The following is a 21,613-nucleotide window of genomic DNA, read 5'->3' on the forward strand; positions in this document are numbered from 1 at the left end:
CTGGAGTGTTGCACGCGGAGGGTCAGGGCTCGGTGGGTTTCAGTCCTTGCCGAAGAGTCGGATGACTTCGCTGATCCAGTGCTTCGGTGAGAAGGCCCAGGCGGCGGCTTCGGTTTCGTCGGCGTGGACGAGGAGGCGGTGCCAGGAGATCAGGCGGTGGACGACGTGCAGGGGTAGGGCTGTGTCCAGCTCGGTGCGGAGGTCTTCGAGGGGTGCCAGGTCGGTCCACTCGTGGAGGTAGGCGTCGGTGATCTCGGTGAGGCGGGGGTCGTTCTCCTGCCAGGTGTCGGGGTCGACGAGGGCGGAGTGGACGCAGGCGAGGGTGACGAAGGGGTGAGCCCAGAGAGAGTCGCCGAAGTCGAAGAAGCGGAAGGGGGCGGTGGGGCTCGCGGCGAAGACGTTGTGGGCGTGGAGATCGTTCTGGTCGATGGCGAGGGGGATCGCGCCGGAGAGTTTGGTGGCGTAGGTGGTGAGGTTGTCGGCTGCCCGGTGGAGGTGGGTGGATTGGGTGGGGGTGATGGCCAGGGGGTGGTTGGGGGCGAGGTTGGTGAACCAGTCGGCGATGGTGTGGACGATTGCGCCGAGGTTGGCAGGGGCGGCGTTGGTGAGGCCGCTGGCGAGGAGCGGGTGTTCGGCGGGGATGGTGTCGCGCTGGAGGGCGGCGTACTCGACGACCAGGCGGCGCCAGAGGGTGAGGGGATCGACGTGGCTGAGTTGCTCGTCGAGGGTCGCGCCCTGGTCGGCGGTGAGGAGCCAGCCGTGGGTGCGGTCGATGGCGAGGGGCGGGATGACGTGTTGGGGTAGCTCGCGGGCCATGGCGTCGACGAGGGCTGCTTCGAAGGACTGGCCGGGGTTGTTCTCCTTGAACCAGTAGAGGCCGTGGGTGGTGGGGTAGCACCAGACGGCGGCCCAGAAGCGGATCTTGTACGGGACGGGGTCGCCGGTGGGGGTGATGCCGGCTTCGGTGAGTTGGTCGCGCACCCAGGAGTCGGCCGCCGCGAACCAGTCGGTGCCAGTCCAGTGGCGGACCCAGTGGCCGGTGGCATCCTGGTGGAGGGAGCGGGGTTTGGGTGTGGGGCGACCTTCCATCTCTGGAGGTTAGGCCCGCGGTTGTCGTGGATGCATCTGCATTAGATGAGTCGTTGAGGGCGCTTTCAGTTGCTGTAGTCGCGGAAGCCTCGGCCGGTTTTGCGGCCCAGGTAGCCGGCGGTGACGAGGTGTTCGAGGAGCGGAGCGGGGGCGAAGCCGGGCTCTCGGAACTCCAGGTACAACGTCCGCTGGATGGCCAGGGAGACGTCGAGGCCGACCACGTCGAGGAGTTCGAAGGGGCCCATGGGGAGGCGGCAGCCGAGTTTCATGGCGGCGTCGATGTCGTCTACGCCTGCGTAGTGGGCCTCGAGCATGCGGACGGCGTCGTTGAGGTACGGGAAGAGGAGGGCGTTGACGATGAAGCCGGCGCGGTCGCCGCAGCGGACCGGGTGTTTGCCGGCGGCAACGGCTACGGCGGCGACGGTGTCGGCGACCTCGGGGGTGGTGCTGACGGTGCTGACCACCTCGACGAGCTTCATGACCGGCGCCGGGTTGAAGAAGTGCAGGCCGACGACGTCGGCCGGGCGCTTGGTGGCCATGGCGAGGTCGATGACCGGGAGGCTGGAGGTGGTGGTGGCGAGGATGGCGCCGGGCTTGCAGATCTCGTCGAAGGTTTCGAAGAGGGCCTGCTTGACCGAGAGCTCCTCGACGACGGCCTCGATCACCAGGTCGGCGGTGGACAGGTCGTCGAGCTTCGCGGTGCCGACGATGCGGGTCAGCGCGGCGTCGCGCTCCTCCGAGGACAGCTTGCCGCGCTGGACGCCCTTCTCCAGCGAGCGTTCCAGGCCGGCGCGGACCCGGTCGACCTTCTCGGTGCCGCGGGCGACGTACAGGACGTCGTACCCGGCCTTGGCGCAGACCTCGATGATGCCGACGGCCATCGTGCCGGAGCCGACCACGCCGATCTGCCGGATCGGGCGGACCGCGAGCTCGTCGCCGTTCACCCGGGGGGTCAGGTCGTCGTCGACGACGACCGGGGAGTCCGGCGCCTCGTAGGTGTAGAAGCCGCGGCCGGTCTTGCGGCCGAGCAGGCCCGCGGTGACCATCTGCTTGAGGATCGGGGCCGGCGCGTGCAGCCGGTTGCGACCCTGCTTGTACATCGTGTCGAGGATCTCGTACGCCGTGTCGAGACCGATCAGGTCGAGCAGCGCGAGCGGGCCCATCGGGTACCCGCAGCCGAGCCGCATCGCGGCGTCGACGTCCTCGCGGGTCGCGTAGCGCGACTCGACCATGGAGACGGCGTGGTTCAGGTAGCCGAACAGCAGCGCGTTGGCGATGAAGCCGGCCCGGTCCGCGGCGACGACCGGGACCTTGTCGAGCTTGCGGGCCAGCGCGAGCACGTCCTCGACCACGTCCGGCTCGGTGACGACGGTCTTGATCACCTCGACGAACTCCTGCACCGGGGCCGGGTTGAAGAAGTGCATGCCGACGACCCGGCGCGGACGCTCGGTGGCGACGGAGATCTCGGTGACCGACAGGGACGAGGTGTTGGTGGCGAGGATCGCATCCTCGCGGACCACCTTGTCCAGGGCGGAGAAGATCTCGCGCTTCAGCTCGAGCCGCTCGATCACCGCCTCGATCACCAGGTCGCAGTCGGCCAGCGCCTCCAGCTCGGTGGCGAACGTCACCCGGTCGAAGAGCGCCTGCTGGTCCTCGACCGACAGCTTGCCGCGCTTCACCGCGCGGTCGGTGGAGTGCTGGATGTGCCCGCGGCCGCGCTCGACCGCCTGCTCGTCCCGCTCCACGCCGACCACGGTCAGCCCGTGCCGGGCGAACACCTCCGCGATCCCGGCTCCCATCGTGCCGAGCCCGACCACACCGACTGTCTGCAGTTCACGCGCCATGGGCGCAGTGTGCCAGTCGGCCGGTGGTCTGCCCATGAGGTGAGTCACCTGCGAGTTCAACCTCACACCTCCTTTCCGGTGGTTGCCGGTGGATGTTCGTCGAAGGTCGGGGGCTCGGCGAGCCAGGTCTTCAGGAGTTGCTGAGGGCTCGGAGCGGACTGCAGCGCGGTGGCGATGGGCATCGGGTAGAGGTTCTCCTGGGTGAGGTCGGGCAGTGGGAGCCACACGGCGCGATAGGTGCCGGACTCCGTGGTCGGTAGTGAGGTGAACTCGGCGCCGGTGCCCTCGCCGAACGTGCCGCTCAACGTGGTGGCGAGGTAGTAGTGCTGGGTGGTGAGGCGGAAGTTCACGATGGCGGCCAGGCCGTGGACTTTGACGATCAGGCCCAACTCTTCGTGGGCCTCGCGGACCGCGGCCTCGGCCGAGGTCTCGCCCGGTTCGACGCCGCCACCGGGGAGCGTGTGGTAGCGGCGGCCCGCGCGCACACGTTCGATGGCGGCGACGCCGACTCCGGTGACGTCGTCGTCAGTGCTACCGCCGTCGGTGAGCAGGATGATGCCAGCCCGGATCACTCGGTGCTCCTGGAGGCGAGGACGTGGAACCACTGGCTGGAGCCGTGCTCGCCGTGGTTGAGGTGCTGGACCTGCCAGCCTGTTTCGGCCAGGAGGGCTCGGAGTGGGGCTTCCTGCCAAAGGGTGAACTGGCGCGGGAGGTCGAGGTAGCGGGTGGACCACTCGATGCCTTCGCCCTCGCGGGTGGTGAAGGCGAGCAGCGGGGCTGCTTCGGCGGACTTGGTGAGGACGTGAGCCAGTTGGTCGGGGGTGAAGTGGAGGAAGACGGCGTCGGCGAACACCAGGTCGTAGGGGCCGCCGTAGTCGTCGGTGAGGGCGTTGAGGTGGTCGGCTTTGAAGCCGTCGTTGCGCATCATCTCGACGAAGGCGAGCGTCGCGTCGGTACGGCGGACCTGGTGGCCCCGGCGTTCCAGCTCGGCGGCGTCGCGGCCGGTGCCGCTGCCCAGCTCCAGCAGGGTGCCGCCGGAGGGCAGGGCTTTGTCGACCAGGCTGATCAGGTCGTTGTTCGGTTCCTTCGGGATGCTGTTGCGGAAGGAGTCTGCGCGCTGCTCGTACGCGTCGATGGTGACTGCGTTGGCGGCTCGGAGCAGTCCGTCGGCGAGGACCGCTGTCCAGCCGTCGCCGGTGTGTTCGACGACTGCTGGTAGGCGGACGCCGAGGTCGGTGCCGAGCAGGACCACTGTTTCACCGCGATGAAGGTCAGAGATCTCCTGCAGCTGCCCGGCCGGGTCTGCAACGAGGGTGATGGGAAGGCCCAGCGCGGCCGCGAGCTCCTCAGGTGGTGGCGCGGCAGCATCGAGCGCAGCGGCGTACACCGCTGTCACACGCTCACCCGCGAAGGCCTCCGGCGGCGTCCCCGGCAGCGGCAGCAGGATTCGGGCGGGGCACATCAGGTTCATTCGGCATTCCCCCAGGAAGTGGTCGTACGTTCAGATTCGCACCCGGGCCCCGACACACACCAGGAACGCAACCGGCCCTTTTCCGGCACTCTTCCGGACTTTGCACTACGGTGTCTCCTCGTGCGCCTGGTGATTGCGAAGTGCTCCGTCGACTACTCCGGACGGCTGACCGCCCATCTCCCGATGGCTCCCCGGCTGCTGATGGTGAAGGCCGACGGCTCGGTGCTGATCCACGCCGACGGCGGGTCGTACAAGCCGCTGAACTGGATGTCTCCTCCGTGCAAGCTGACCGAGGAAGAGGGCGTCTGGAGCGTCACGAACAAGGCCGGCGAGGAGCTGCGGATCACCTTCGAGGAGGTGCTCAGCGACACGTCGTACGAGCTGGGGCTGGACCCGGGGCTGATCAAGGACGGCGTCGAGGCGCACCTGCAGGAGCTGCTGGCCGAGCACGTGACCACTTTCGGTGAGGGCTGGACGCTCGTCCGCCGGGAGTACCCGACCGCGATCGGGCCGGTCGACCTGCTCTGCCGCGACGCCGACGGCAAGCACGTCGCGGTCGAGATCAAGCGCCGCGGCGAGATCGACGGCGTCGAGCAGCTCACCCGGTACGTCGAGCTGCTGAACCGTGACCCCCTGCTGGCCCCCGTGCGTGGCGTCTTCGCCGCCCAGCTGATCAAGCCGCAGGCCCAGTTCCTGGCCACCGACCGCGGTCTGGACTGCGTCACGGTCGACTACGACGCCCTCCGCGGCATGGAATCTGACGTCCTCAGACTGTTCTAGCTCCGTCAGAAACTGAGAAAACAGCTGGATCTGCCCGATTTCGGGCAGATCCTTGGCATATCTGCGTCCAACCACCACAGTTGTCGGGTGATGAGTGAGGTGACGCAGCCCAGCGACGAGCTGGTCGACCAGGTCAGCCGGACCACCGGCCTGACCACCGAGGACGCCCGGCGGGTGGTCGCCGACGTGCTCGCGTACTTCACCGAGACCACCGAGGAGTACGTCCGGCGCCGGCACCGCGAGCTGCAGACCTACGGCGCGCGCAACGACGAGATCTTCGCCCGGCTCGGCGACGAGCTGCGGCACTGGCCGGTCCGCTCCCCCGAACTGTCTGCCCGGCAGCTACGACGGATCGTCTACGGCTGACCAACAGCGAAAGGAACCCCATCCCATGTGCGGAATCGTCGGGTACGTCGGCACCAAGCCGGCCGCGCCCATCCTGGTGGACGGCCTGGCAAGGCTGGAGTACCGCGGGTACGACTCGGCAGGTGTCGCAGTGGTCGGCTCCAGCGAGCTGAAGGTGCACAAGGACGCCGGCCGGGTCCGTGAGCTGGAGGCCTCGCTGCCGAAGCGCTTCGGCGGCAAGGTCGGCATCGGCCACACCCGCTGGGCCACCCACGGTGGCCCGAGCAAGGACAACGCGCACCCGCACGCCAGCACCAACGAGCGGATCGCGGTCGTGCACAACGGCATCTTCGACAACGCCGGCGTGCTGCGCGCCCAGCTCGAGGACGCCGGCGTCAAGCTGCGCTCCGACACCGACACCGAGGTGCTCGCGCACCTGATCGAGCAGGCCGACGGCGACACCCTCGAGGACAAGGTGCTGGCCGCGCTGCGCCGGATCGAGGGCACCTACGGCATCGCCGTGGTCGACCTGGACTTCCCCGACCGGATCGTGGTCGCCCGCAACGGCAGCCCGCTGATCCTCGGCGTCGGCGACGGCGAGATGCACGTCGCCTCGGACGCCGCCGCGCTGATCCGCTACACCCGCCAGGTCGTCTACCTGGACGACGGCGAGCTGGCCACCGTCCGCGCCGACGGCTACCGCACCTTCACCCAGGACTCGCGGACCACCACCAAGACCGAGAAGACCGTCGAGTGGGACGCCGAGGAGTTCGAGCGCGGCGCGCACGAGCACTTCATGGTCAAGGAGATCCACGAGCAGCCCGAGGCGGTGCAGCGGGTGATCCGCGGCCGGCTCGACGAGCGCTTCCACGCCGTCCACCTGGGCGGCCTGAACATGGACGCCCGGGAGGCCCGCGAGATCAAGCGGGTGAAGATCCTCGGCTGCGGTTCGGCGTACTACGCCGGTCAGCTGGGCGCGCAGTTCATCGAGGAGGTGGCCCGGATCCCCGCCGACGCCGAGCCGGCGTCGGAGTTCCGCTACCGCAACCCGGTGGTCGAGCGGGACACCCTGTACGTCGCGGTCAGCCAGTCCGGCGAGACGCTGGACACGCTGGTCGCCGTCCAGGAGCTGAAGCGCAAGGGCGGCCGGGTGATCGGCCTGGTCAACGCGGTCGGCTCCAGCATCGCCCGTGAGGTCGACGGCGGCGTCTACCTGCACGCCGGTCCGGAGGTGTCGGTCGCCTCGACCAAGGCGCTGACCAACATGGCGGTCGGGTTCGCGATGCTCGGCATCCACCTGGGCCGGATCCGCGACGTCTCCCCCGCCGACGGCCGCCGGCTGATCGACGGCCTGAAGAAGATCCCGGAGCAGATCCAGGCGATCGTCGACACCGAGCAGGAGCTGGCCGAGATCGCCGGGCGGCTGTCCCAGCACGAGAGCCTGTTCTTCGTCGGCCGCACCCGCGGCTACCCGGTCGCCCGCGAGGGCGCGCAGAAGCTCAAGGAGATCTCCTACCGGCACGCCGAGGCCTACCAGACCTCCGAGCTCAAGCACGGCCCGCTGGCGCTGATCTCGCCGGACGTGCCGACCGTTGCGATCGTCCCCGATGACGAGCTGCTGGACCGCAACATCGGTGCCCTGCACGAGATCTCGGCCCGCTCCGGCCCCCTGTACGTCGTGACGCACGACGGCGTCGCCGTACCGGACGGTGCGGCCGCGGTGATCCGGGTGCCGAAGAACGAGCCGGAGCTGGACCCGATCCTGCTCACGATCCCGCTGCAGCTGCTGGCCTACCACGCGTCGGTCGCGCTCGGCCACGACGTCGACAAGCCGCGCAACCTGGCCAAGTCGGTAACTGTCGAGTAGTCGCCAGGTGACGGGCGGCTCCCCGCGGGCCGCCCGTCACCTCGCCCCGGTAGCCTCCTGACCATGAAGATCGCCGTCGCAGGCCTGGGGTACGTCGGACTCTCGAACGCCGCCGTCCTGGCGCAGCACAACGAGGTCGTCGCCGTCGACATCGCCCAGGAGCGTGTCGACCTGGTGAACAACCAGGAGAGTCCGTTCGTCGACGAGGACCTGTCGAAGTTCCTGGCCACCGCCCCGCTGAACCTGCGGGCGACCACCGCGGCCGACGAGGCCTACGCCGCCGCCGACTACGTCGTGGTGGCCACGCCGACCGACTACGACCCGACCACGCTCACCTTCGACACCGCGTCGGTGGAGTCGGTGATCCGCAAGGTCGTCGAGGTCTCGCCGACCGCCGTACCGGTGATCAAGTCGACCGTCCCGGTCGGGTTCAGCGAGCGGATGTCGGCCGAGTACGGGCGCCAGGTGGTGTTCTCGCCGGAGTTCCTCCGCGAGGGCCACGCGCTGCACGACAACCTGCACCCGGCCCGGATCATCGTCGGCGACGACACCCCGGCGGCCCGCCGCTTCGCCGACCTGCTGCTGGCCGGCTCGGCCCAGCCGGACACGCCTGTGCTGGCGATCCGCTCGACCGAGGCCGAGGCGGTCAAGCTCTTCTCGAACACCTACCTGGCGATGCGGGTCGCGTACTTCAACGAGCTGGACACCTTCGCGGCTCAGCACGACCTGAGCACCCGGGCGATCATCGACGGCGTCAGCCTGGAGCCCCGGATCGGTGCCGGCTACAACAACCCGTCGTTCGGCTACGGCGGCTACTGCCTGCCCAAGGACACCCGGCAGATGCTGGCCAGCTACGACAACATCCCGCAGCGGCTGATGAAGGCCATCGTCGAGTCGAACGCGACCCGCAAGGACTTCGTCGCCGACCAGATCCTGGCCGGCAAGCCGGAGCGGATCGGCATCTACCGCCTGGTGATGAAGGAGGGCTCGGACAACTTCCGGTCCTCGAGCATCCTCGGCATCGTCAGCCGCCTGCAGCGCGCCGGGGCCGAGATCGTGGTCCACGAGCCGGCGCTGGAGGCCGACAGCTTCGAGGGCCTGCCGGTGGTCAACGACCTCGCGGAGTTCAAGGACTCCGTCGACGTGATCGTGGCCAACCGGCTGACCGGTGAGCTGGCCGACGTGCAGGACAAGGTCTACACCCGTGACGTCTTCCACATGGACGAGTAGCAGCCACCCTCCCGGAAGGACTTTCATGCGCTGGCAGGCTCCACTCGCGGCGACCGTCACGGTCGCCGCTCTGACCGCCTCCCTCACCACCGTCGTCCCCGCCGTCGCGACCGGCTCCCCCGGTCACAGCGCCTCGTGCTCGCGTGACGCCCGCTTCCTCAGCTTCACCGACAGCCTCGACAAGACCACGTACGCCGGCCAGAAGGTCTCCGGCCTGTCCGCGCTCAACGTGACCCGCCCGGGCCACGCGGTGGCGCTCGTAGACAACGTGCAGACCTCCCCCGCCCGCGTGTTCGACCTGCGGATCAGCAGCAAGCCCACGGCCTCGGTCGACGGGATGACCATCCTGCGCAGGCCGGACGGTACGCCGTACACGGGTGCCGACTTCGACGGCGAGGGTCTCGTCGTCGAGCGCGGCGCGCGGACCATCCTGGCGACCTCGGAGCGCGAGCCGAGCATCCGCCGCTTCCGCCTGTCCGACGGCAAGCAGATCGGCGAGCTGCCGGTGCCGTCGCGCTTCCAGGTCGCGCCGGCCGGTCAGGCGACGGGCAACGCGACCTTCGAGTCGCTCGCGGTCAGCCCTGACGGCCTCAGCCTGTACGCCGGGATGGAGGGCCCGCTCTCCCCCGACGGCACCGACGCCGAGGAGCGCGGCCGCAACCGCATCATCCGGTACGCCGGCCTGCCCGGCCACGCCTACAAGCCGGTCGCCCAGCTCGCCTACAAGACCGACCCGGGCCTGAGCCTGGTCGAGCTGGCCGTCGTCGGCCGCAACCAGCTGGTCTCGATGGAGCGCACGTTCGTCCCGGACGTCGGCAACACCATCCGGGTCTTCTCGGTCTCCACCAAGCACGCCCCGGACGTCACCAAGCGCGAGTCGATCGCAGACCTCCCGGCTCGCGACTACGTCCAGAAGAAGCTCCTGTTCGACCTGGTCGACTGCCCGCCGTCCGGTGCCGTCGCCAAGCAGCCCCAGCCGAACCCGCTGCTCGACAACGTCGAGGCGCTGGCGCTGGGCGGCTACCTGCCCGGCGGCCGTCGCCAGCTGTACCTGCTGTCCGACGACAACGACGGTCCGACTCAGATCACCCGCCTCTACTCGCTGGCGGTAGACCTGCACTGAGCGCCACCACAGTCCCCGCTGTGACTAGCGGGGACTGTGGTGCACAGGTGACAATCTGTGGATGCGCGTGATCGTGGTGGGTGCCGGCGTGATCGGGCTGACCTCTGCCGTCCGGCTGGCTGAGGCCGGGTACGACGTCGGGGTGTTCGCGCGGGACCTCCCGCTCGAGACGACCAGCTCGGTCGCAGCCGCGATCTGGTACCCGTTCCTGTCCGCTCCGGCCGACCGGGTCGCCGGTTGGGCCCGTACGACGTACGCCGAACTGGTGGAGCTGGCCCGCGACGAGTCGTCGGTGCAACTGCGGCGCGGCCGCGAGTACCTGACCCAGTCGACGCCGCTCCCCGCCTGGGCCGACGTGCTGAGCGACTTCGAGCGCGTCGGAGCGCCGCCGCAAGGGTTCAAGGACGGCTGGGCGTTCACCACTCCCGTGGTCGAGATGCCGCTCTACCTGCAGTACCTGGTCAAGCGGCTGGAGGCAGCGGGCGGTTCGCTGACTCGCTCGGCGCTCTCAGCCCTGCCGAACACCGCTGACGTCGTCGTGAACTGTGCCGGGCTCGGCGCTCGCCTGACGGCCGGCGACCCGACGGTGACGCCGGTCCGCGGCCAGGTGCTGACCGTCGAGCAGTTCGGGCTCACCGACTGGCTGCTGGCCGACCAGAGCCCGACCGACCTCACGTACGTCGTACCACGGTCCAAGGACGTCGTCATCGGCGGCACCAGCCAGCCCGACAGCTGGGACCTCGCTGTCCGGCCCGACACCGCCCAGGCGATCCTCGACCGCGCGGCCGTGCACATCCCGCAGCTCAAGCAGGCCAGGATCCTCAAGCACCGGGTAGGGCTGAGGCCCGCGAGGCCTGCGGTCCGCTGTGAGAGCGTTCGCGTCGGCGACCAGACGGTCGTGCACTGCTACGGCCACGGCGGTTCCGGCGTCACCCTGTCGTGGGGCTGCGCTGACGAGGTCCTGGCGCTAGTCAAGAACGCCTAGCACCTGGCAGAGCAGGTCCAGCGCTCCGGAGTACGAGTGGTCCGGCGGCGTGCCGTAGCCAACGACCATCGCCTGCCGGGTCGACTCACCGGAGAAGTGGTAGTTGTTCAGGTCCGCCACGGCCAGCCCCTGCCGAGCTGCCCGCTGGACCATGTCCTGCGCATCCCCCGGTACGTCGAGCAGGACGTGCAGCCCGGCTGAGATCCCAGCCACCCGTACGCCGGGCGCCCGGACGCCCAGCAGCTCGACCAGGCGGTCGCGGCGACGGCGGTAGTGCAGGCGGGAGCGTCGGACGTGCCGGTCGTAGTGGCCCGAGTCGATGTACTCGGCGAGCGTCAGCTGGTCGAGCGTGGCGGTTTGCAGGTCCGCGGTGCGCTTGGCTGCGAGCAGCGGTTCCATCAGGTGCTGCGGCACGACCATCCAGGCCAGGCGGAGCCCAGGTGCGAGGCTCTTGCTCGCCGTACCGGTGTAGACGACGCGCTCCGGGTCGAGTGTCTGCAGCGCGCCGACCGTCTGCCGGTCGTAGCGGAACTCGCCGTCGTAGTCGTCCTCGATCAGCACGGCACCTGTGTCGCGAGCCCACTCCAACGCTGCTGTACGCCGCTCGGCCACCATCGGTACGCCGGTCGGCATCTGGTGGGCCGGTGTGAGCAGCACGGCCTGACCGGCCAGCCGATCAGGCTGTACGCCGTACTCGTCGACCGGGACCGGCGCGACCTTCAGGCCACGCGTCCTGATCACGTCCCAGTGCAGGTCGTAGCCGAACTCCTCCACGCCGACCGTGGTGGCGCCCTGGTTGCGCAGGGCCTCGCTGAGCAGGTTGAGCGCCTGGACGTAGCCGGAGCAGATCAGGATGCGCTCTGGGTCGGCGTGGACTCCTCGGGCTCGGGCCAGGTAGTCGGCGAGCATGCGGCGCAGCTCCGGGCGGCCGCGCGGGTCGCCGTACCCGAAGGCGTCGTTGGGGGCGGCCGACAGCGCCTTGCGGGCGGCGGCGAGCCACTCGCTCCGGGGGAAGGTGGCGACGTCCGGCGAACCCGGTCGCAGGTCGTAGCGGAAGCGGCGAGCCGCAGGGCGCTCAGCCGGCGCCGGTGGCGGAGTCAGGCCGGGGCGGCCGGCCACTACCGTGCCGGAGCCCTGGCGGGCGGTCAGCCAGCCCTCGGCGACCAGCTGCCCGTATGCGTCGGCGACAGTGTTGCGGGCGATGCCCAGGTCCTTGGCGAGCGTCCGCGACGACGGGAGCCGGGTCCCGGGGACCAGTCGGCCGCTACGGATCGAGCTGTGCAGCGCGGTGACCAGGTCGGCCCGGCCACGGCTGCCGGTCAGGTCCAGGTGCAGATCCGCCCCTGCCTCAGAGGCTCCCGCCTCGGACGCTCCGCGCTCGGACACTCCGCGCTCGGACGCTCCGTGGTCGGACGAAATGGCCCTCAGATCCGTCATGGAAATGGACCATACCCCTGGGCCGGTCCCTGACTACGTTGGTCGTATGAGTACACCGACGAAACGCCGCGTCAAGCTCCCGGCCCTGGCCCCCGAGTTCTACCAGGCGCTGCTCGCGCTGGACGAGCAGTCCGCGATCGGCATCGACCCGCTGCTGGCCCACCTGGTCCGGATCCGGGCCTCGCAACTGAACGGCTGCGCGTACTGCCTCGACATGCACACCCTGGACGCCCGCCACGAGGGCGAGACCGAGCAGCGGCTGCACCTGGTCGCCGCCTGGCGCGAGGCGGGCAAGTTCTTCACCCCGCGCGAGCAGGCCGCGCTGGCGCTGACCGAGGCGATCACGCTGATCAGCGTCGACCACGTGCCCGACGACGTGTACGCGCTGGCCGCCGAGCAGTACGACGACAAGGAGCTGGCCCAGCTGATCAGCCTGATCATCATGATCAACGCCTGGAACCGGGTCGGCGTCACCTGTCGTCTGGAGCCCGGCCACTACTCCCCGAGCTGACCAGTGGCGAGCCACGCGGAGAGCCTGCGAGCGCTGCACCACGGGGACGTCCCGCTGCTGCTGCCGAACGCCTGGGACCCAGTCAGCGCCCGAATCGTCGCCGAGGCCGGGTACCCGGCGGTGGCGACCAGCAGCGGCGCGGCCGCCCGGGTGATCGGGTACGACGACGGCGAGCTGACGCCTCCGGCGCAGATGTTCGCGGTGGTCGCGCGGATGGTGCGGGCGGTCGACGTACCGGTCACTGCGGACATGGAGGCCGGGTACGGGCTCAGCCCACGGGAGTTCGCCGAGCGGTTGCTGGAGACCGGAGCGGCCGGCTGCAACCTCGAGGACTCGACCGCTGCCGGGCTGACCGAGCCGGAGCGGCACGCGGACTACCTGGCCGGCGTACGGGAGGTTGCTGGGGCTGACCTGGTCGTCAACGCCCGGATCGACTCGTTCCTGCACGGTGGGACGGTCGCTGAGGCGATCACTCGTGGCCGGGCGTACCGGAGGGCGGGTGCGGACTGCGTGTACCCGATCTTCGCGCCGGTGGAGACGATCCCGGAGCTGAAGCAGGTCATCGGTGGGCCGCTGAACGCGCACGCGGCCCCGAACGGGCCGACGGCCGCCGAGCTGATCGCGGCCGGCGCGACTCGGATCTCGTACGGGACCAGCCTGCACGCGTACCTGATGGACAGCTTCCGGAAGCTGCTGCCCGAGCTCAGCTGAGCAGCCGCAGGGCCTCCTTGCGGCAGGCTGCCCAGGCGTCGTGCTTCGGGTCGATCAGCTCGAAGTGCCCGACGCCGGGCAGCTCGGTCAGCGTCACCTCTCCACCGGCGCGATTGGCTGCGGTCAGGTAGCGCTGGCTCTGGTCGAGCGGCACCTGGCCGTCGCGGGTGCCGTGGACCAGCGCCACTGGCACCCTCAACGGCACCTGCTCGTACGGCGAACAGCTGGTGTAGCGCTTCATGTCCTGCGTCGGTGTGGCGCCCATGAGCTGGGCTACCGCGTCGCCGCCGATCTGTGCGTCGTAGGCGTTCACCAGGTCGAGTACGCCGGCCTGGGAGACCGCGCCCTTCAGCACAACCCGCCCAGTACGGCCAGCGGCCCACACCGCGAGGTGTCCCCCAGCGGAGTGGCCGACGGCGACCACCTGATCAGCTGCGATCCGCGGCTGGTCGGCCAGTGCGTCGATGGCTGCTGCCACGTCGTCGAAGGTGGCGGGCCAGCCACCGCCGTTGCCGACGCGGCGGTACTCGATCGCGTAGCCCGCTACGCCGTGCTGAATGAGGTCCTCGGCGAGCGGGGTGGCGAGGTCCTTGCCGTAGCCGCTCATCCAGAAACCGCCGTGGATCACCACTACCGCTGGGACCTTGCCCTCGCCGGGCGGGAGGAAGAGGTCAGCGACCTGGGACTCGTCACTGCCGTACCGGATCTGTTGAGTGCCACTAGGTGTACTCGAAGCACAGGCAGTGAGAGTGGTGACGGCTGCCGCCAGCAGCAGGCGTCGTCTGGTGATCATGTCGAGGGGTTCGTCCCCAGCGAGCCGCCGGATAGGCGAAGCGCGTAGACCAGCGCCCAGTCCTGGTCGTTCGCCAGCGGGTCAGCAACATGCGCGGACAGGTTGTTGACCGCGCTCGGATACACGAACGCACAGGTGGCCGTGCCGTCCTGGTGGAAGTTGACCAGGTTCGCCCGGAGGATCGCCTCACCCGCTGCGCGCAGTTCGTCGGTCGGCCAGGTCAGGTAGACCGCAGCGCTCAGCACGGACCAGTAGTGCGGGAAGACGTCTCCCCACAGCCGGAGCAGGCCGAACCAGTAGCCGTCCCAGTGCCGGATCGGGACGTGCCGCAGCCGTACGTCGGGCTGGTCGGCGGCGAACGCCGTCAGCCAGGGCAGGCGCTGCGTCAGCTCCTCCAGCGGCACCATGCCTTCCTGGTACGCCGCCAGCAGCAGCTCCAGGAGCGGCGCGACCATCGACTGCTCGTAGTTGACCTCGTGCGGTGGCAGGTCGTCGCCGTACTCGATGAAGGCGGCCGCGTGCCGGGACAGGTGGCCCAGCATGCGAGCGGCTGTCTCGGCGTCGGAAGCCTGAGCGAGCGAACGCAGCAGCGGGCCGAGGTCGAAGGCGAGGAAGTGGTCACCGCCCAGCGCGTAGTACCGGTCCAGCACCCGCACTGCTCCGGCGACATCGCCCTGGCCGAGCAGGAAGCGGGCGAACCACGGGAAGTTGTAGAGCCGCGTCGGGCTCTCGTGCAGGCTGTCGTCGGCGACCGTGCCGTCCGCCGCGATCAGGTGCTCCATGACGAACTGCTGGTAGCCCGCCAGCGCCTCGTCGAGCTCGGCACGAGAACCCCAGCCGAGGTCGCGCGCCTCCTGCAGGAGCAGCGCGGTACCGATGCGCTCCCGCGCGTCCGACCAGTCGCGCCAGCCGCCGGAGAGGATGCGGAGACCCGTGCGAGCGTCGTACGGGACGAAGGAGAAGCGGCGGCTGTCGGTCAGCTCGGACGGGCGCTGGTGGTCGAGCACGAAGCGGATCCGGCGCTCGACGATCTCGCGCAGCGGGTCGTGGAAGAGCAGGCCGACGCGGGAGCGGACCTTGCCGTCGGTCACCTCGACGTAGCGAACGCCCGGCTCCTCCCCGACGACAGCAGCAGGCCCGGAAACACCAGGAGCGAGCGAGAGCGGCAGCGACGAGCCGACCAGACCAGCCAGCTCAGCAGCCGACACCAGCGGCTGCCAGCTCGCCCGGAAGTCAGCCAGCGAGTCGAACCACTCCAGCTGCCAGGTCCACCGGTACGACTCCCCCTGCGCCAGCACCACACCCTCCTGGCCGCCGAACGCTTCAGGCGATCGCGCATGGTCCGTGACGTGCAGGTACAGGTGCCCGCGGCTGTTGCTGCTGGTGACGCTGTCGCGGGACTCGACCGAGTACGCCCAGAGCTCGCCCTCGATCAGCCGCAGCCCCAGGCCGGGCCCGCTGCCGTCCATCGGCTGCGCCCAGACCCAGGAGTCCGCGCCGCCGGTCCAGACGTGGGCGTGGACCGCGCCGCGCAGGCTCTCGCGGCTGGAGCTGTAGAGATCGCGCCACGGCGTACTGACCGCCAGCGAGCCGACCTCAAGAGCAGACGCCGAGGTGTTGCGCAGCTCGTACGTCTCCGTCCACCGCTCCCCGAACCGCCGGCCCACCCGCAGCTCCAGCGGCCCGAGGCTGTACAGCAGGTCGATCCCGCTGGACCGCCAGCGGGTCATCACCGGCGCGTCGAACCGGTAGCTCCCACAAGACGCGATCACGAACCCCTTGCCCCAGTGGTGCGCCGGATCGTGCCACGCACCGTCCGGCAGCAGCATCGACCGCCCCGGACGATCCACGGCCGAAACCGAACCGTCGTCCCCCACCTCGACCTGCCCGGCCCCCAGCGCAAAAGTTTCCGGCATTTTCCCAACCTATCGATGTCGAGAGCCGCCGCCGAGCTTCGTCCCCTGGTTGTCAGCCCCACCAACCACGAAGGACACCGAGATGAACCAGCAAGAGATCGCCGAGATCCTGGCCAAGCCCTACGCCCAGCAGCTGCTGTTCGCCCCGCAGCCGGCCCGAATGTCGTACGTCGCCGTGAACGGTGAACCGCGGGTGATCCCGATCGGCTTCCACTTCGACGGCGCCCAGCTGCAGATCTTCACCGTCCCGAAGGCCGCCAAGCTGAAGGCGCTGCGCAAGAACCCGCACGTCGCGCTCACCCTCGACACCGCGGGCTTCCCGCCGAAGGTGCTGCTGATCCGCGGCACCACCGAGCAGAGGCTCGAGCCCGGCGTCCCCGAGGAGTACATCCTGTCCGGCAAGAAGGTGATGACCGACGAGCAGCACGTCGGCTGGACCGCCGGCGTGAAGGACCTCTACGACGAGATGGTCCGGATCACCGTCACCCCGACCTGGGTGAAGCTGATCGACTTCGAGACCACGCTGCCCAAGGACGTCCAGGACCTGATCGACGCCAAGGCCCAACAGGCTCAGTGACCGTGCGCCCGCCGGATCACGTCGACGACGTCCGACATCATCCCGGTCAGGTCGTAGTCCTTCGGGGTGTAGACCGCGGCGACGCCTGCTGACTTCAGTGCGCGGGCGTCGCCGTCGGGGACGATGCCTCCGACCACGACCGGTACGTCGGACAGCCCGGCCTCCCGCAGCCCCTCGACGACCTGCGGGACGAGCTCCATGTGGGAGCCGGACAGGATCGACAGGCCGACGCAGTGCACGTCCTCGGCGACCGCGGCGGCGACGATCTGCTCGGGGGTCAGCCGGATGCCCTGGTAGATCACCTCGAAGCCGACGTCACGAGCCCGTACGGCGACCTGCTCGGCGCCGTTCGAGTGCCCGTCGAGACCGGGCTTGCCGACCAGGAAGCGCAGCCGGCCGCCCAGCTCGGAGGCGGTCGTGGAGACCTTCGTCCGGACGGCGGCGATCTCGGCGCCCGCGCCGGAGACCCCGACCGACCCCGAGACCCCGGTCGGCGCGCGGTACTCGCCGAACATCTCCCGCAGCACGCCGGCCCACTCGCCCGTCGTCACCCCGGCGCGCACGCAGCTCAGCGTCGCGGGCATCAGGTTGTCGGTGCCCTTGGCCGCCTCGCGCAAGGAAGCGAGCGCAGCCTCAACAGCCTCAGAACTACGCGCAGCCCGCCACTGCTCGAGCGACTTCAGCGCGGCCGCCTCAGCGCCCGGGTCAGCGGTCTGAATCGCCGTGTCCAGGTCGGCGGTCAGCGGCGACGGCTCGGTGTTCTCGAACTTGTTCACCCCGACGACCACGTGCTCGCCGGACTCGATCCGCTGCCGGCGCTCGGCGTGCGACGCGACCAGCGCCTGCTTCAGGTACCCGGTCTCGACCGCGGCGACAGCACCACCCATCGCCTGCACCCGGTCGATCTCCTCGCGCGCACCGGCGACCAGCTCGGCGACCTTCGCCTCGATCACGTGCGAGCCGTCGAAGATGTCCTCGTACTCCAGCAGGTCCGACTCGTACGCGAGCACCTGCTGCATCCGCAGCGACCACTGCTGGTCCCACGGCCGCGGCAGGCCGAGCGCCTCGTTCCAGGCCGGCAGCTGGACCGCGCGGGCGCGCGCGTTCTTGGACAGCGTCACGCCGAGCATTTCCAGCACGATCCGCTGCACGTTGTTCTCCGGCTGCGCCTCGGTCAGGCCGAGCGAGTTCACCTGTACGCCGTACCGCAGGCGGCGCGCCTTGGCCTCGGTCACGCCGTACCGGTCGAGGCAGATCTCGTCCCAGAGCTGCACGAAGGCCCGCATCTTGCAGGTCTCCTCGATGAACCGGACGCCGGCGTTGACGAAGAACGAGATCCGCTGCACCACGTCGCCGAACCGCTCCGCCGGCACCTGGCCGCCGTCGCGGACCCGGTCGAGCACGGCGATCGCCGTCGAGAGCGCGAAGGCCAGCTCCTGCACCGGCGTCGCGCCGGCCTCCTGGAGGTGGTAGCTGCAGATGTTGATCGGGTTCCACTGCGGGACGTTGGTGACCGTGTAGGCGATCAGGTCGGTGGTCAGCCGCAGCGACGCGTCCGGCGGGAAAGCGTACGTCCCGCGGGACAGGTACTCCTTGACGATGTCGTTCTGCGTCGTCCCGGTCAGCTCGTCCGGCGTCGCGCCCTGCTCCTGCGCCGCGACCTGGTAGAGCGCGAGCAGCCACATCGCGGTCGCGTTGATCGTCATCGAGGTGTTCATCTGCGCGAGCGGGATCTGGTCGAACAGCGCCCGTACGTCGCCCAGGTGCGCGACCGGGACCCCGACCTTCCCGACCTCGCCCCTGGCCAGCACGTGGTCCGGGTCGTAGCCGGTCTGCGTGGGCAGGTCGAAGGCGACCGACAGCCCGGTCTGGCCCTTGGCCAGGTTGCGCCGGAACAGCGCGTTGGACTCGGCCGCCGACGAGTGGCCGGCGTACGTACGCATCACCCAGGGACGGTCCTTCGCGGTCATGTACCCGAGAGTAGGACTGTGTGCCCTTGTGAGTCCGCAGCTCGTGACGGGTGTCACCAGCGGCTTAGATCACAGCCACCGAGCTCTGGGCAGGGGTCCGTGACGCGGGGAAGACTTGGGGTTCGCGCGCCTAGGCGGAGATCGGCAGCGGGGTCCTCTCGACCGCCAGGATCCGGTGCAGCCGGGTGACCGCGAGGATCCGGACCACCGAGGGGACCGGGTGCCGCAGGACCAGCCGGCGCCCGAGCAGCTGGGTCCGGCGGTGGGTCGCGACGAGCAGGCCCAGACCGGTGGCGTCGAGCGCGTCGACCGCCTCCAGGTCGACCACCACGTCGCCGGCGGTGCGGTCTATCAGGTCGTTCAGCCGCTGGCGGGCGTCGCCCACCGAGCGGACGTCCAGCAGTCCGGCCAGCCGGACCACGTTGTCGTTGACGGAACCTGCGATTGGGGTCGGTTCAACCATGTCCGTGCCCTCCGCTCTTCCGGCAGCCCCCGAGTTGGCCGCACTGCAGCGTGTGTTGGTAAAGACTCCCCGGGGACCCGGGAGGTTGCCAAGACCTCGGAACCTTTCAATTCCGTGCCGGATGTGGTGGGAGACAATGGGGTGTGTTCGCCGACCGGTACTTCCTGTTCCCCGTGGTCGCCATCGCTCTGACCGGTGGCGTGGTGCTGCTGTGCCGCTGGGCGTTCTCCAAGGCCAAGGGCGGGTCACTCGTACGGCGTACCGACTACTCCCCGGCGGAGAAGGACAAGTTCGGGCTGCTGGTCGACGTCCGGACCACGACGTCGTACAACGAGGCCCGGGTCGCGGTGTCGAAGCTGAAGGATCTCGGGATCAAGGCGACCGCCGCCCGGACCAGCGACGGCTGGTCGGTCTACGTCTGGCCGAAGGACGAGGCCGCGGCCCGGGGCTTCCTCGACGCCTCCTGAGCCCGGATTTCCCCGCCGTGTCCACCGGCGGGCCCCCTCGCGCGTCAACGTCGCGGCAACGTGTCGGGGGTACGAGAAGGGTTCTGGGGACATCGGACAAGAACAGGGTGAGCCGAACGGCAGCGCCGCTGCCACGGGCCCCGAGCCGGGGTCTGCCCAGGCCGGTCGAGTGAGGAGCTCGATGACCCCCGACCTCGCGCTGGCGACCGTCGCGTTGCCAGGCCGTCCGGCTGCCGTCCGGGCTCAGGTCGTGCCCGACGAGGACGCCCGGCTGCTGGAGTCGACCGTGCGCAGTCCTGACCGGTTCACGCTGATCTTCGACAAGTACTTCCCCCAGGTGCACGCGTACGTCGCCCGCCGGCTCGGGCCGGACCTGGCCGACGACCTGTCCTCGGAGACCTTCCTGATCGCGTTCCGGCAGCGGGAGCGGTTCGACAGCCGCAGCGGCGTGGTCCGCGCCTGGCTGTACGGGATCGCCACCAACCTGATCCGCCGGCACCGGCGCGACGAGGTCCGGGCCTGGCGGGCGACCGCCAAGCTGCCGCTGCCCCTGCCGTCCGGCGGGCACGAGGAGCGGGTCGCAGCACAGGTCACCGCCGAGAGCGCGGGGCGCCAGCTGGCCGCCGCGCTGGTCAAGGTGTCCAGCAAGGACCGCGAGGTCCTGATGCTGGTCGCGCTGGGCGGGCTGAGCTACGACGAGGTCGCCGAGGCGCTGGGGATCGCGTACGGCACGGTCTGCTCACGCCTGTCGCGCGCCAGACGCGTCGTACGGGAGCATCTGGGCAACACCGACCCGACCAGCCTGGAGGAGGACTGAGATGGACGACCTCGACAAGATCCGCTCGGCCTTCCCCGAGCCGCCCGGCCCGACGCCGGAGGCCACTGCGAAGGCCCGGCGCGAGCTGGAGGCGCTGGTCAGAGCAGAGGCGACTCCGCCGAGCAGAGCCAACCGCTGGTACGCCGCGGCGCGCTCTGGGCGCGTCGGCATCGCGCTGACCGCCACAGCAGCCACGGTGGCGCTGGCAGCGCTGGCGACGCCCGTGCTGCTCTCCCCCGGCAACGGCTCCGGCTCGGACGCAGCACCAGCGCCCGGTACGACGTCCGCACCGCAGCTGCGCAGCGCTGCCAGTCAGGTGCTGCTGGACCTGGCGGTCAAGCAGGAGCAGAACGAGAAGGTCTCGGGCAAGTACTTCCGGGTCCGGAGCCTGCAGTTGCGCGGCACGACCACGGTCGGCAGGCCGTCGTACCAGCTGGAGCGGCGCAGCATCACCGAGAGCTGGATGCCGATGAAGCAGGGCGTCGAGTCCTGGTTCGGCTGGGTCGACCTGGGCGCGCGGCCGGCCACCCCGGCCGACACGGCCCGCTGGAAGGCGCAGGGCTCGCCGACGTCGTGGCAGCTGTCGTACGAGGTGGACCCGGTGACGATGGCGCCGAGTGAGCCGGTGGTCAACAAGATGACCTTCGACCAGGTGCCGCCCGGGTACTACCTGAGCGGCATCAAGCCGGTCACGGCGCAGCAGATCCAGGCGCTGCCGACCGACCCGAAGGAGCTGCGCAAGGTGCTGGCCTCCGGTGCGGAGCCGGAGGCGACACAGGCCGAGATCGACTACACCGTCTTCAACGCGGCCGGGCGGCTGCTGTTCGAGATGCCGTCGCCGCCGAAGCTGCGTGGCGCCGCCCTGCGGGTGCTGTCGATGCTGCCTGGCGCGGAGCTGGAGCAGGGCGTCAAGGACCCGATCGGCCGCACCGGCACGGCGTTCAGCTACGACTGGAGCCAGCTGGGCGGCAAGCCCGGCGCCCGGCCGACCACCCTGTACGGCGGCAGCGCCCGGTACGTCGTCGACACCACCACCGGTCGCCTGCTGAGCTCCGAGTCGACCGGGCCGAAGACCGGCGCCAGCGTCGTCCTCGAGTCCGGCTGGACCGACGAGCGGCCCACTCCGCCGAGCAAGGCCATCCGCTAGCTCCCTCCACCCTCCCCAGTCACCAGCTCCGGACCCCGTGCCGGAGCTGGGTCTCACCCTGCCCAGAAAC

Annotated in this window: 21 protein-coding genes; 12 read left to right on the plus strand and 9 right to left on the minus strand. The window is 70.0% G+C overall.

The genetic code is table 11. From position 1 onward, the window contains the following. Positions 1-39 precede the first annotated feature (39 nt). The 4 genes from AB0M01_RS00520 to AB0M01_RS00535 all read right to left on the minus strand — a co-directional run bounded on the left by AB0M01_RS00520 (position 40) and on the right by AB0M01_RS00535 (position 4,404). On the minus strand, positions 40-1,089 hold the full coding sequence (locus AB0M01_RS00520) for a hypothetical protein (RefSeq protein ID WP_363664674.1): 1,050 nt from the start codon (positions 1,087-1,089) through the stop codon (positions 40-42). Between the two features lie 65 nt (positions 1,090-1,154). Further along, positions 1,155-2,933 carry a 3-hydroxybutyryl-CoA dehydrogenase gene (locus tag AB0M01_RS00525; RefSeq protein ID WP_363664676.1) on the minus strand — a complete coding sequence of 593 codons (1,779 nt, stop codon included), beginning with the start codon at positions 2,931-2,933 and terminating at the stop codon, positions 1,155-1,157. 62 nt (positions 2,934-2,995) lie between these two features. Continuing rightward, on the minus strand, positions 2,996-3,505 hold the full coding sequence (locus AB0M01_RS00530; protein ID WP_363664678.1) for an NUDIX domain-containing protein: 510 nt from the start codon (positions 3,503-3,505) through the stop codon (positions 2,996-2,998). Continuing rightward, positions 3,502-4,404 carry a class I SAM-dependent methyltransferase gene (locus tag AB0M01_RS00535; protein WP_363664680.1) on the minus strand — a complete coding sequence of 301 codons (903 nt, stop codon included), beginning with the start codon at positions 4,402-4,404 and terminating at the stop codon, positions 3,502-3,504. Before AB0M01_RS00535 ends, AB0M01_RS00530 begins: the two co-directional genes overlap by 4 nt. Before the next feature lie 120 nt (positions 4,405-4,524). On the opposite strand from AB0M01_RS00535, the gene nucS reads away from it, so the two are divergent. The 6 genes from nucS to AB0M01_RS00565 all read left to right on the plus strand — a co-directional run bounded on the left by nucS (position 4,525) and on the right by AB0M01_RS00565 (position 10,734). After that, positions 4,525-5,184: an endonuclease NucS gene (gene nucS / locus AB0M01_RS00540; protein ID WP_363664682.1), complete on the plus strand. Its 660-nt coding sequence runs from the start codon at positions 4,525-4,527 to the stop codon at positions 5,182-5,184. 90 nt (positions 5,185-5,274) lie between these two features. Then, on the plus strand, positions 5,275-5,550 hold the full coding sequence (locus tag AB0M01_RS00545; protein WP_184796256.1) for a hypothetical protein: 276 nt from the start codon (positions 5,275-5,277) through the stop codon (positions 5,548-5,550). A gap of 25 nt (positions 5,551-5,575) precedes the next feature. Beyond that, positions 5,576-7,396: a glutamine--fructose-6-phosphate transaminase (isomerizing) gene (gene glmS / locus AB0M01_RS00550; protein ID WP_363664684.1), complete on the plus strand. Its 1,821-nt coding sequence runs from the start codon at positions 5,576-5,578 to the stop codon at positions 7,394-7,396. Positions 7,397-7,459: 63 nt separating this feature from the next. Further along, positions 7,460-8,626: a nucleotide sugar dehydrogenase gene (locus AB0M01_RS00555; RefSeq protein ID WP_363664686.1), complete on the plus strand. Its 1,167-nt coding sequence runs from the start codon at positions 7,460-7,462 to the stop codon at positions 8,624-8,626. 25 nt (positions 8,627-8,651) lie between these two features. Next, entirely contained in the window at positions 8,652-9,749 is a 1,098-nt protein-coding gene (locus tag AB0M01_RS00560; RefSeq protein ID WP_363664688.1) for an esterase-like activity of phytase family protein, read from the plus strand. A gap of 61 nt (positions 9,750-9,810) precedes the next feature. Then, the gene (locus AB0M01_RS00565) at positions 9,811-10,734 is read left to right on the plus strand and encodes an FAD-dependent oxidoreductase (protein WP_363664690.1); all 924 of its coding nucleotides are present in this window, start codon (positions 9,811-9,813) and stop codon (positions 10,732-10,734) included. On the opposite strand, the gene AB0M01_RS00570 is transcribed toward AB0M01_RS00565, so the two are convergent. Continuing rightward, positions 10,717-12,171 (minus strand): PLP-dependent aminotransferase family protein, encoded by a 1,455-nt coding sequence (locus AB0M01_RS00570; protein WP_363664692.1) that lies wholly within the window; start codon positions 12,169-12,171, stop codon positions 10,717-10,719. The two genes, AB0M01_RS00565 and AB0M01_RS00570, sit on opposite strands and share 18 nt — an antisense overlap. Positions 12,172-12,217: 46 nt before the next feature. Here AB0M01_RS00570 and AB0M01_RS00575 point away from each other — a divergent pair, with 46 nt between their 5' ends. Beyond that, positions 12,218-12,682, plus strand: coding sequence for a carboxymuconolactone decarboxylase family protein (locus AB0M01_RS00575; protein WP_363664694.1), 465 nt, complete (start codon positions 12,218-12,220; stop codon positions 12,680-12,682). Between the two features lie 3 nt (positions 12,683-12,685). Continuing rightward, positions 12,686-13,393: an isocitrate lyase/phosphoenolpyruvate mutase family protein gene (locus AB0M01_RS00580; RefSeq protein WP_363664696.1), complete on the plus strand. Its 708-nt coding sequence runs from the start codon at positions 12,686-12,688 to the stop codon at positions 13,391-13,393. Here AB0M01_RS00580 and AB0M01_RS00585 read toward each other — a convergent pair. Continuing rightward, positions 13,386-14,186: an alpha/beta fold hydrolase gene (locus tag AB0M01_RS00585; protein WP_363664698.1), complete on the minus strand. Its 801-nt coding sequence runs from the start codon at positions 14,184-14,186 to the stop codon at positions 13,386-13,388. The two genes, AB0M01_RS00580 and AB0M01_RS00585, sit on opposite strands and share 8 nt — an antisense overlap. After that, positions 14,183-16,102, minus strand: a complete 1,920-nt coding sequence (locus tag AB0M01_RS00590; RefSeq protein ID WP_363664700.1) for a hypothetical protein — start codon at positions 16,100-16,102, stop codon at positions 14,183-14,185. Before AB0M01_RS00590 ends, AB0M01_RS00585 begins: the two co-directional genes overlap by 4 nt. A gap of 82 nt (positions 16,103-16,184) precedes the next feature. Between AB0M01_RS00590 and AB0M01_RS00595 the strand changes: the two genes are divergently transcribed. Further along, positions 16,185-16,679: a pyridoxamine 5'-phosphate oxidase family protein gene (locus AB0M01_RS00595; protein ID WP_363664702.1), complete on the plus strand. Its 495-nt coding sequence runs from the start codon at positions 16,185-16,187 to the stop codon at positions 16,677-16,679. Here the strand turns inward: AB0M01_RS00595 and AB0M01_RS00600 are convergent. Next, entirely contained in the window at positions 16,673-18,649 is a 1,977-nt protein-coding gene (locus tag AB0M01_RS00600) for a protein meaA (RefSeq protein ID WP_363664704.1), read from the minus strand. The two genes, AB0M01_RS00595 and AB0M01_RS00600, sit on opposite strands and share 7 nt — an antisense overlap. Positions 18,650-18,779: 130 nt before the next feature. Further along, entirely contained in the window at positions 18,780-19,112 is a 333-nt protein-coding gene (locus AB0M01_RS00605; protein ID WP_363664706.1) for an STAS domain-containing protein, read from the minus strand. 143 nt (positions 19,113-19,255) lie between these two features. Between AB0M01_RS00605 and AB0M01_RS00610 the strand changes: the two genes are divergently transcribed. The 3 genes from AB0M01_RS00610 to AB0M01_RS00620 all read left to right on the plus strand — a co-directional run bounded on the left by AB0M01_RS00610 (position 19,256) and on the right by AB0M01_RS00620 (position 21,543). Next, complete coding sequence (locus AB0M01_RS00610; RefSeq protein WP_363664708.1) at positions 19,256-19,579, plus strand: hypothetical protein; 324 nt, start codon at positions 19,256-19,258, stop codon at positions 19,577-19,579. A gap of 181 nt (positions 19,580-19,760) precedes the next feature. Further along, entirely contained in the window at positions 19,761-20,396 is a 636-nt protein-coding gene (locus AB0M01_RS00615) for an RNA polymerase sigma factor (RefSeq protein ID WP_363664710.1), read from the plus strand. A 1-nt stretch (position 20,397) separates the two neighbouring features. Then, on the plus strand, positions 20,398-21,543 hold the full coding sequence (locus AB0M01_RS00620) for a CU044_5270 family protein (RefSeq protein WP_363664712.1): 1,146 nt from the start codon (positions 20,398-20,400) through the stop codon (positions 21,541-21,543). Positions 21,544-21,613 lie beyond the last annotated feature (70 nt).

It is taken from the genome of Kribbella sp. NPDC051770, assembly GCF_040681455.1.
Lineage (GTDB): Bacteria > Actinomycetota > Actinomycetes > Propionibacteriales > Kribbellaceae > Kribbella.

Coding starts and splice junctions, on each gene's coding strand:
- AB0M01_RS00520 (WP_363664674.1), bottom strand. CDS start 1,089: ATGGAAGGTCGCCCCACACCCAAACCCCGCTCCCTCCACCAGGATGCC.
- AB0M01_RS00525 (WP_363664676.1), bottom strand. CDS start 2,933: ATGGCGCGTGAACTGCAGACAGTCGGTGTGGTCGGGCTCGGCACGATG.
- AB0M01_RS00535 (WP_363664680.1), bottom strand. CDS start 4,404: ATGAACCTGATGTGCCCCGCCCGAATCCTGCTGCCGCTGCCGGGGACG.
- AB0M01_RS00545 (WP_184796256.1), top strand. CDS start 5,275: ATGAGTGAGGTGACGCAGCCCAGCGACGAGCTGGTCGACCAGGTCAGC.
- glmS (WP_363664684.1), top strand. CDS start 5,576: ATGTGCGGAATCGTCGGGTACGTCGGCACCAAGCCGGCCGCGCCCATC.
- AB0M01_RS00555 (WP_363664686.1), top strand. CDS start 7,460: ATGAAGATCGCCGTCGCAGGCCTGGGGTACGTCGGACTCTCGAACGCC.
- AB0M01_RS00560 (WP_363664688.1), top strand. CDS start 8,652: ATGCGCTGGCAGGCTCCACTCGCGGCGACCGTCACGGTCGCCGCTCTG.
- AB0M01_RS00565 (WP_363664690.1), top strand. CDS start 9,811: ATGCGCGTGATCGTGGTGGGTGCCGGCGTGATCGGGCTGACCTCTGCC.
- AB0M01_RS00570 (WP_363664692.1), bottom strand. CDS start 12,171: ATGACGGATCTGAGGGCCATTTCGTCCGACCACGGAGCGTCCGAGCGC.
- AB0M01_RS00575 (WP_363664694.1), top strand. CDS start 12,218: ATGAGTACACCGACGAAACGCCGCGTCAAGCTCCCGGCCCTGGCCCCC.
- AB0M01_RS00585 (WP_363664698.1), bottom strand. CDS start 14,186: ATGATCACCAGACGACGCCTGCTGCTGGCGGCAGCCGTCACCACTCTC.
- AB0M01_RS00590 (WP_363664700.1), bottom strand. CDS start 16,102: ATGCCGGAAACTTTTGCGCTGGGGGCCGGGCAGGTCGAGGTGGGGGAC.
- AB0M01_RS00595 (WP_363664702.1), top strand. CDS start 16,185: ATGAACCAGCAAGAGATCGCCGAGATCCTGGCCAAGCCCTACGCCCAG.
- AB0M01_RS00600 (WP_363664704.1), bottom strand. CDS start 18,649: ATGACCGCGAAGGACCGTCCCTGGGTGATGCGTACGTACGCCGGCCAC.
- AB0M01_RS00605 (WP_363664706.1), bottom strand. CDS start 19,112: ATGGTTGAACCGACCCCAATCGCAGGTTCCGTCAACGACAACGTGGTC.
- AB0M01_RS00615 (WP_363664710.1), top strand. CDS start 19,761: ATGACCCCCGACCTCGCGCTGGCGACCGTCGCGTTGCCAGGCCGTCCG.
- AB0M01_RS00620 (WP_363664712.1), top strand. CDS start 20,398: ATGGACGACCTCGACAAGATCCGCTCGGCCTTCCCCGAGCCGCCCGGC.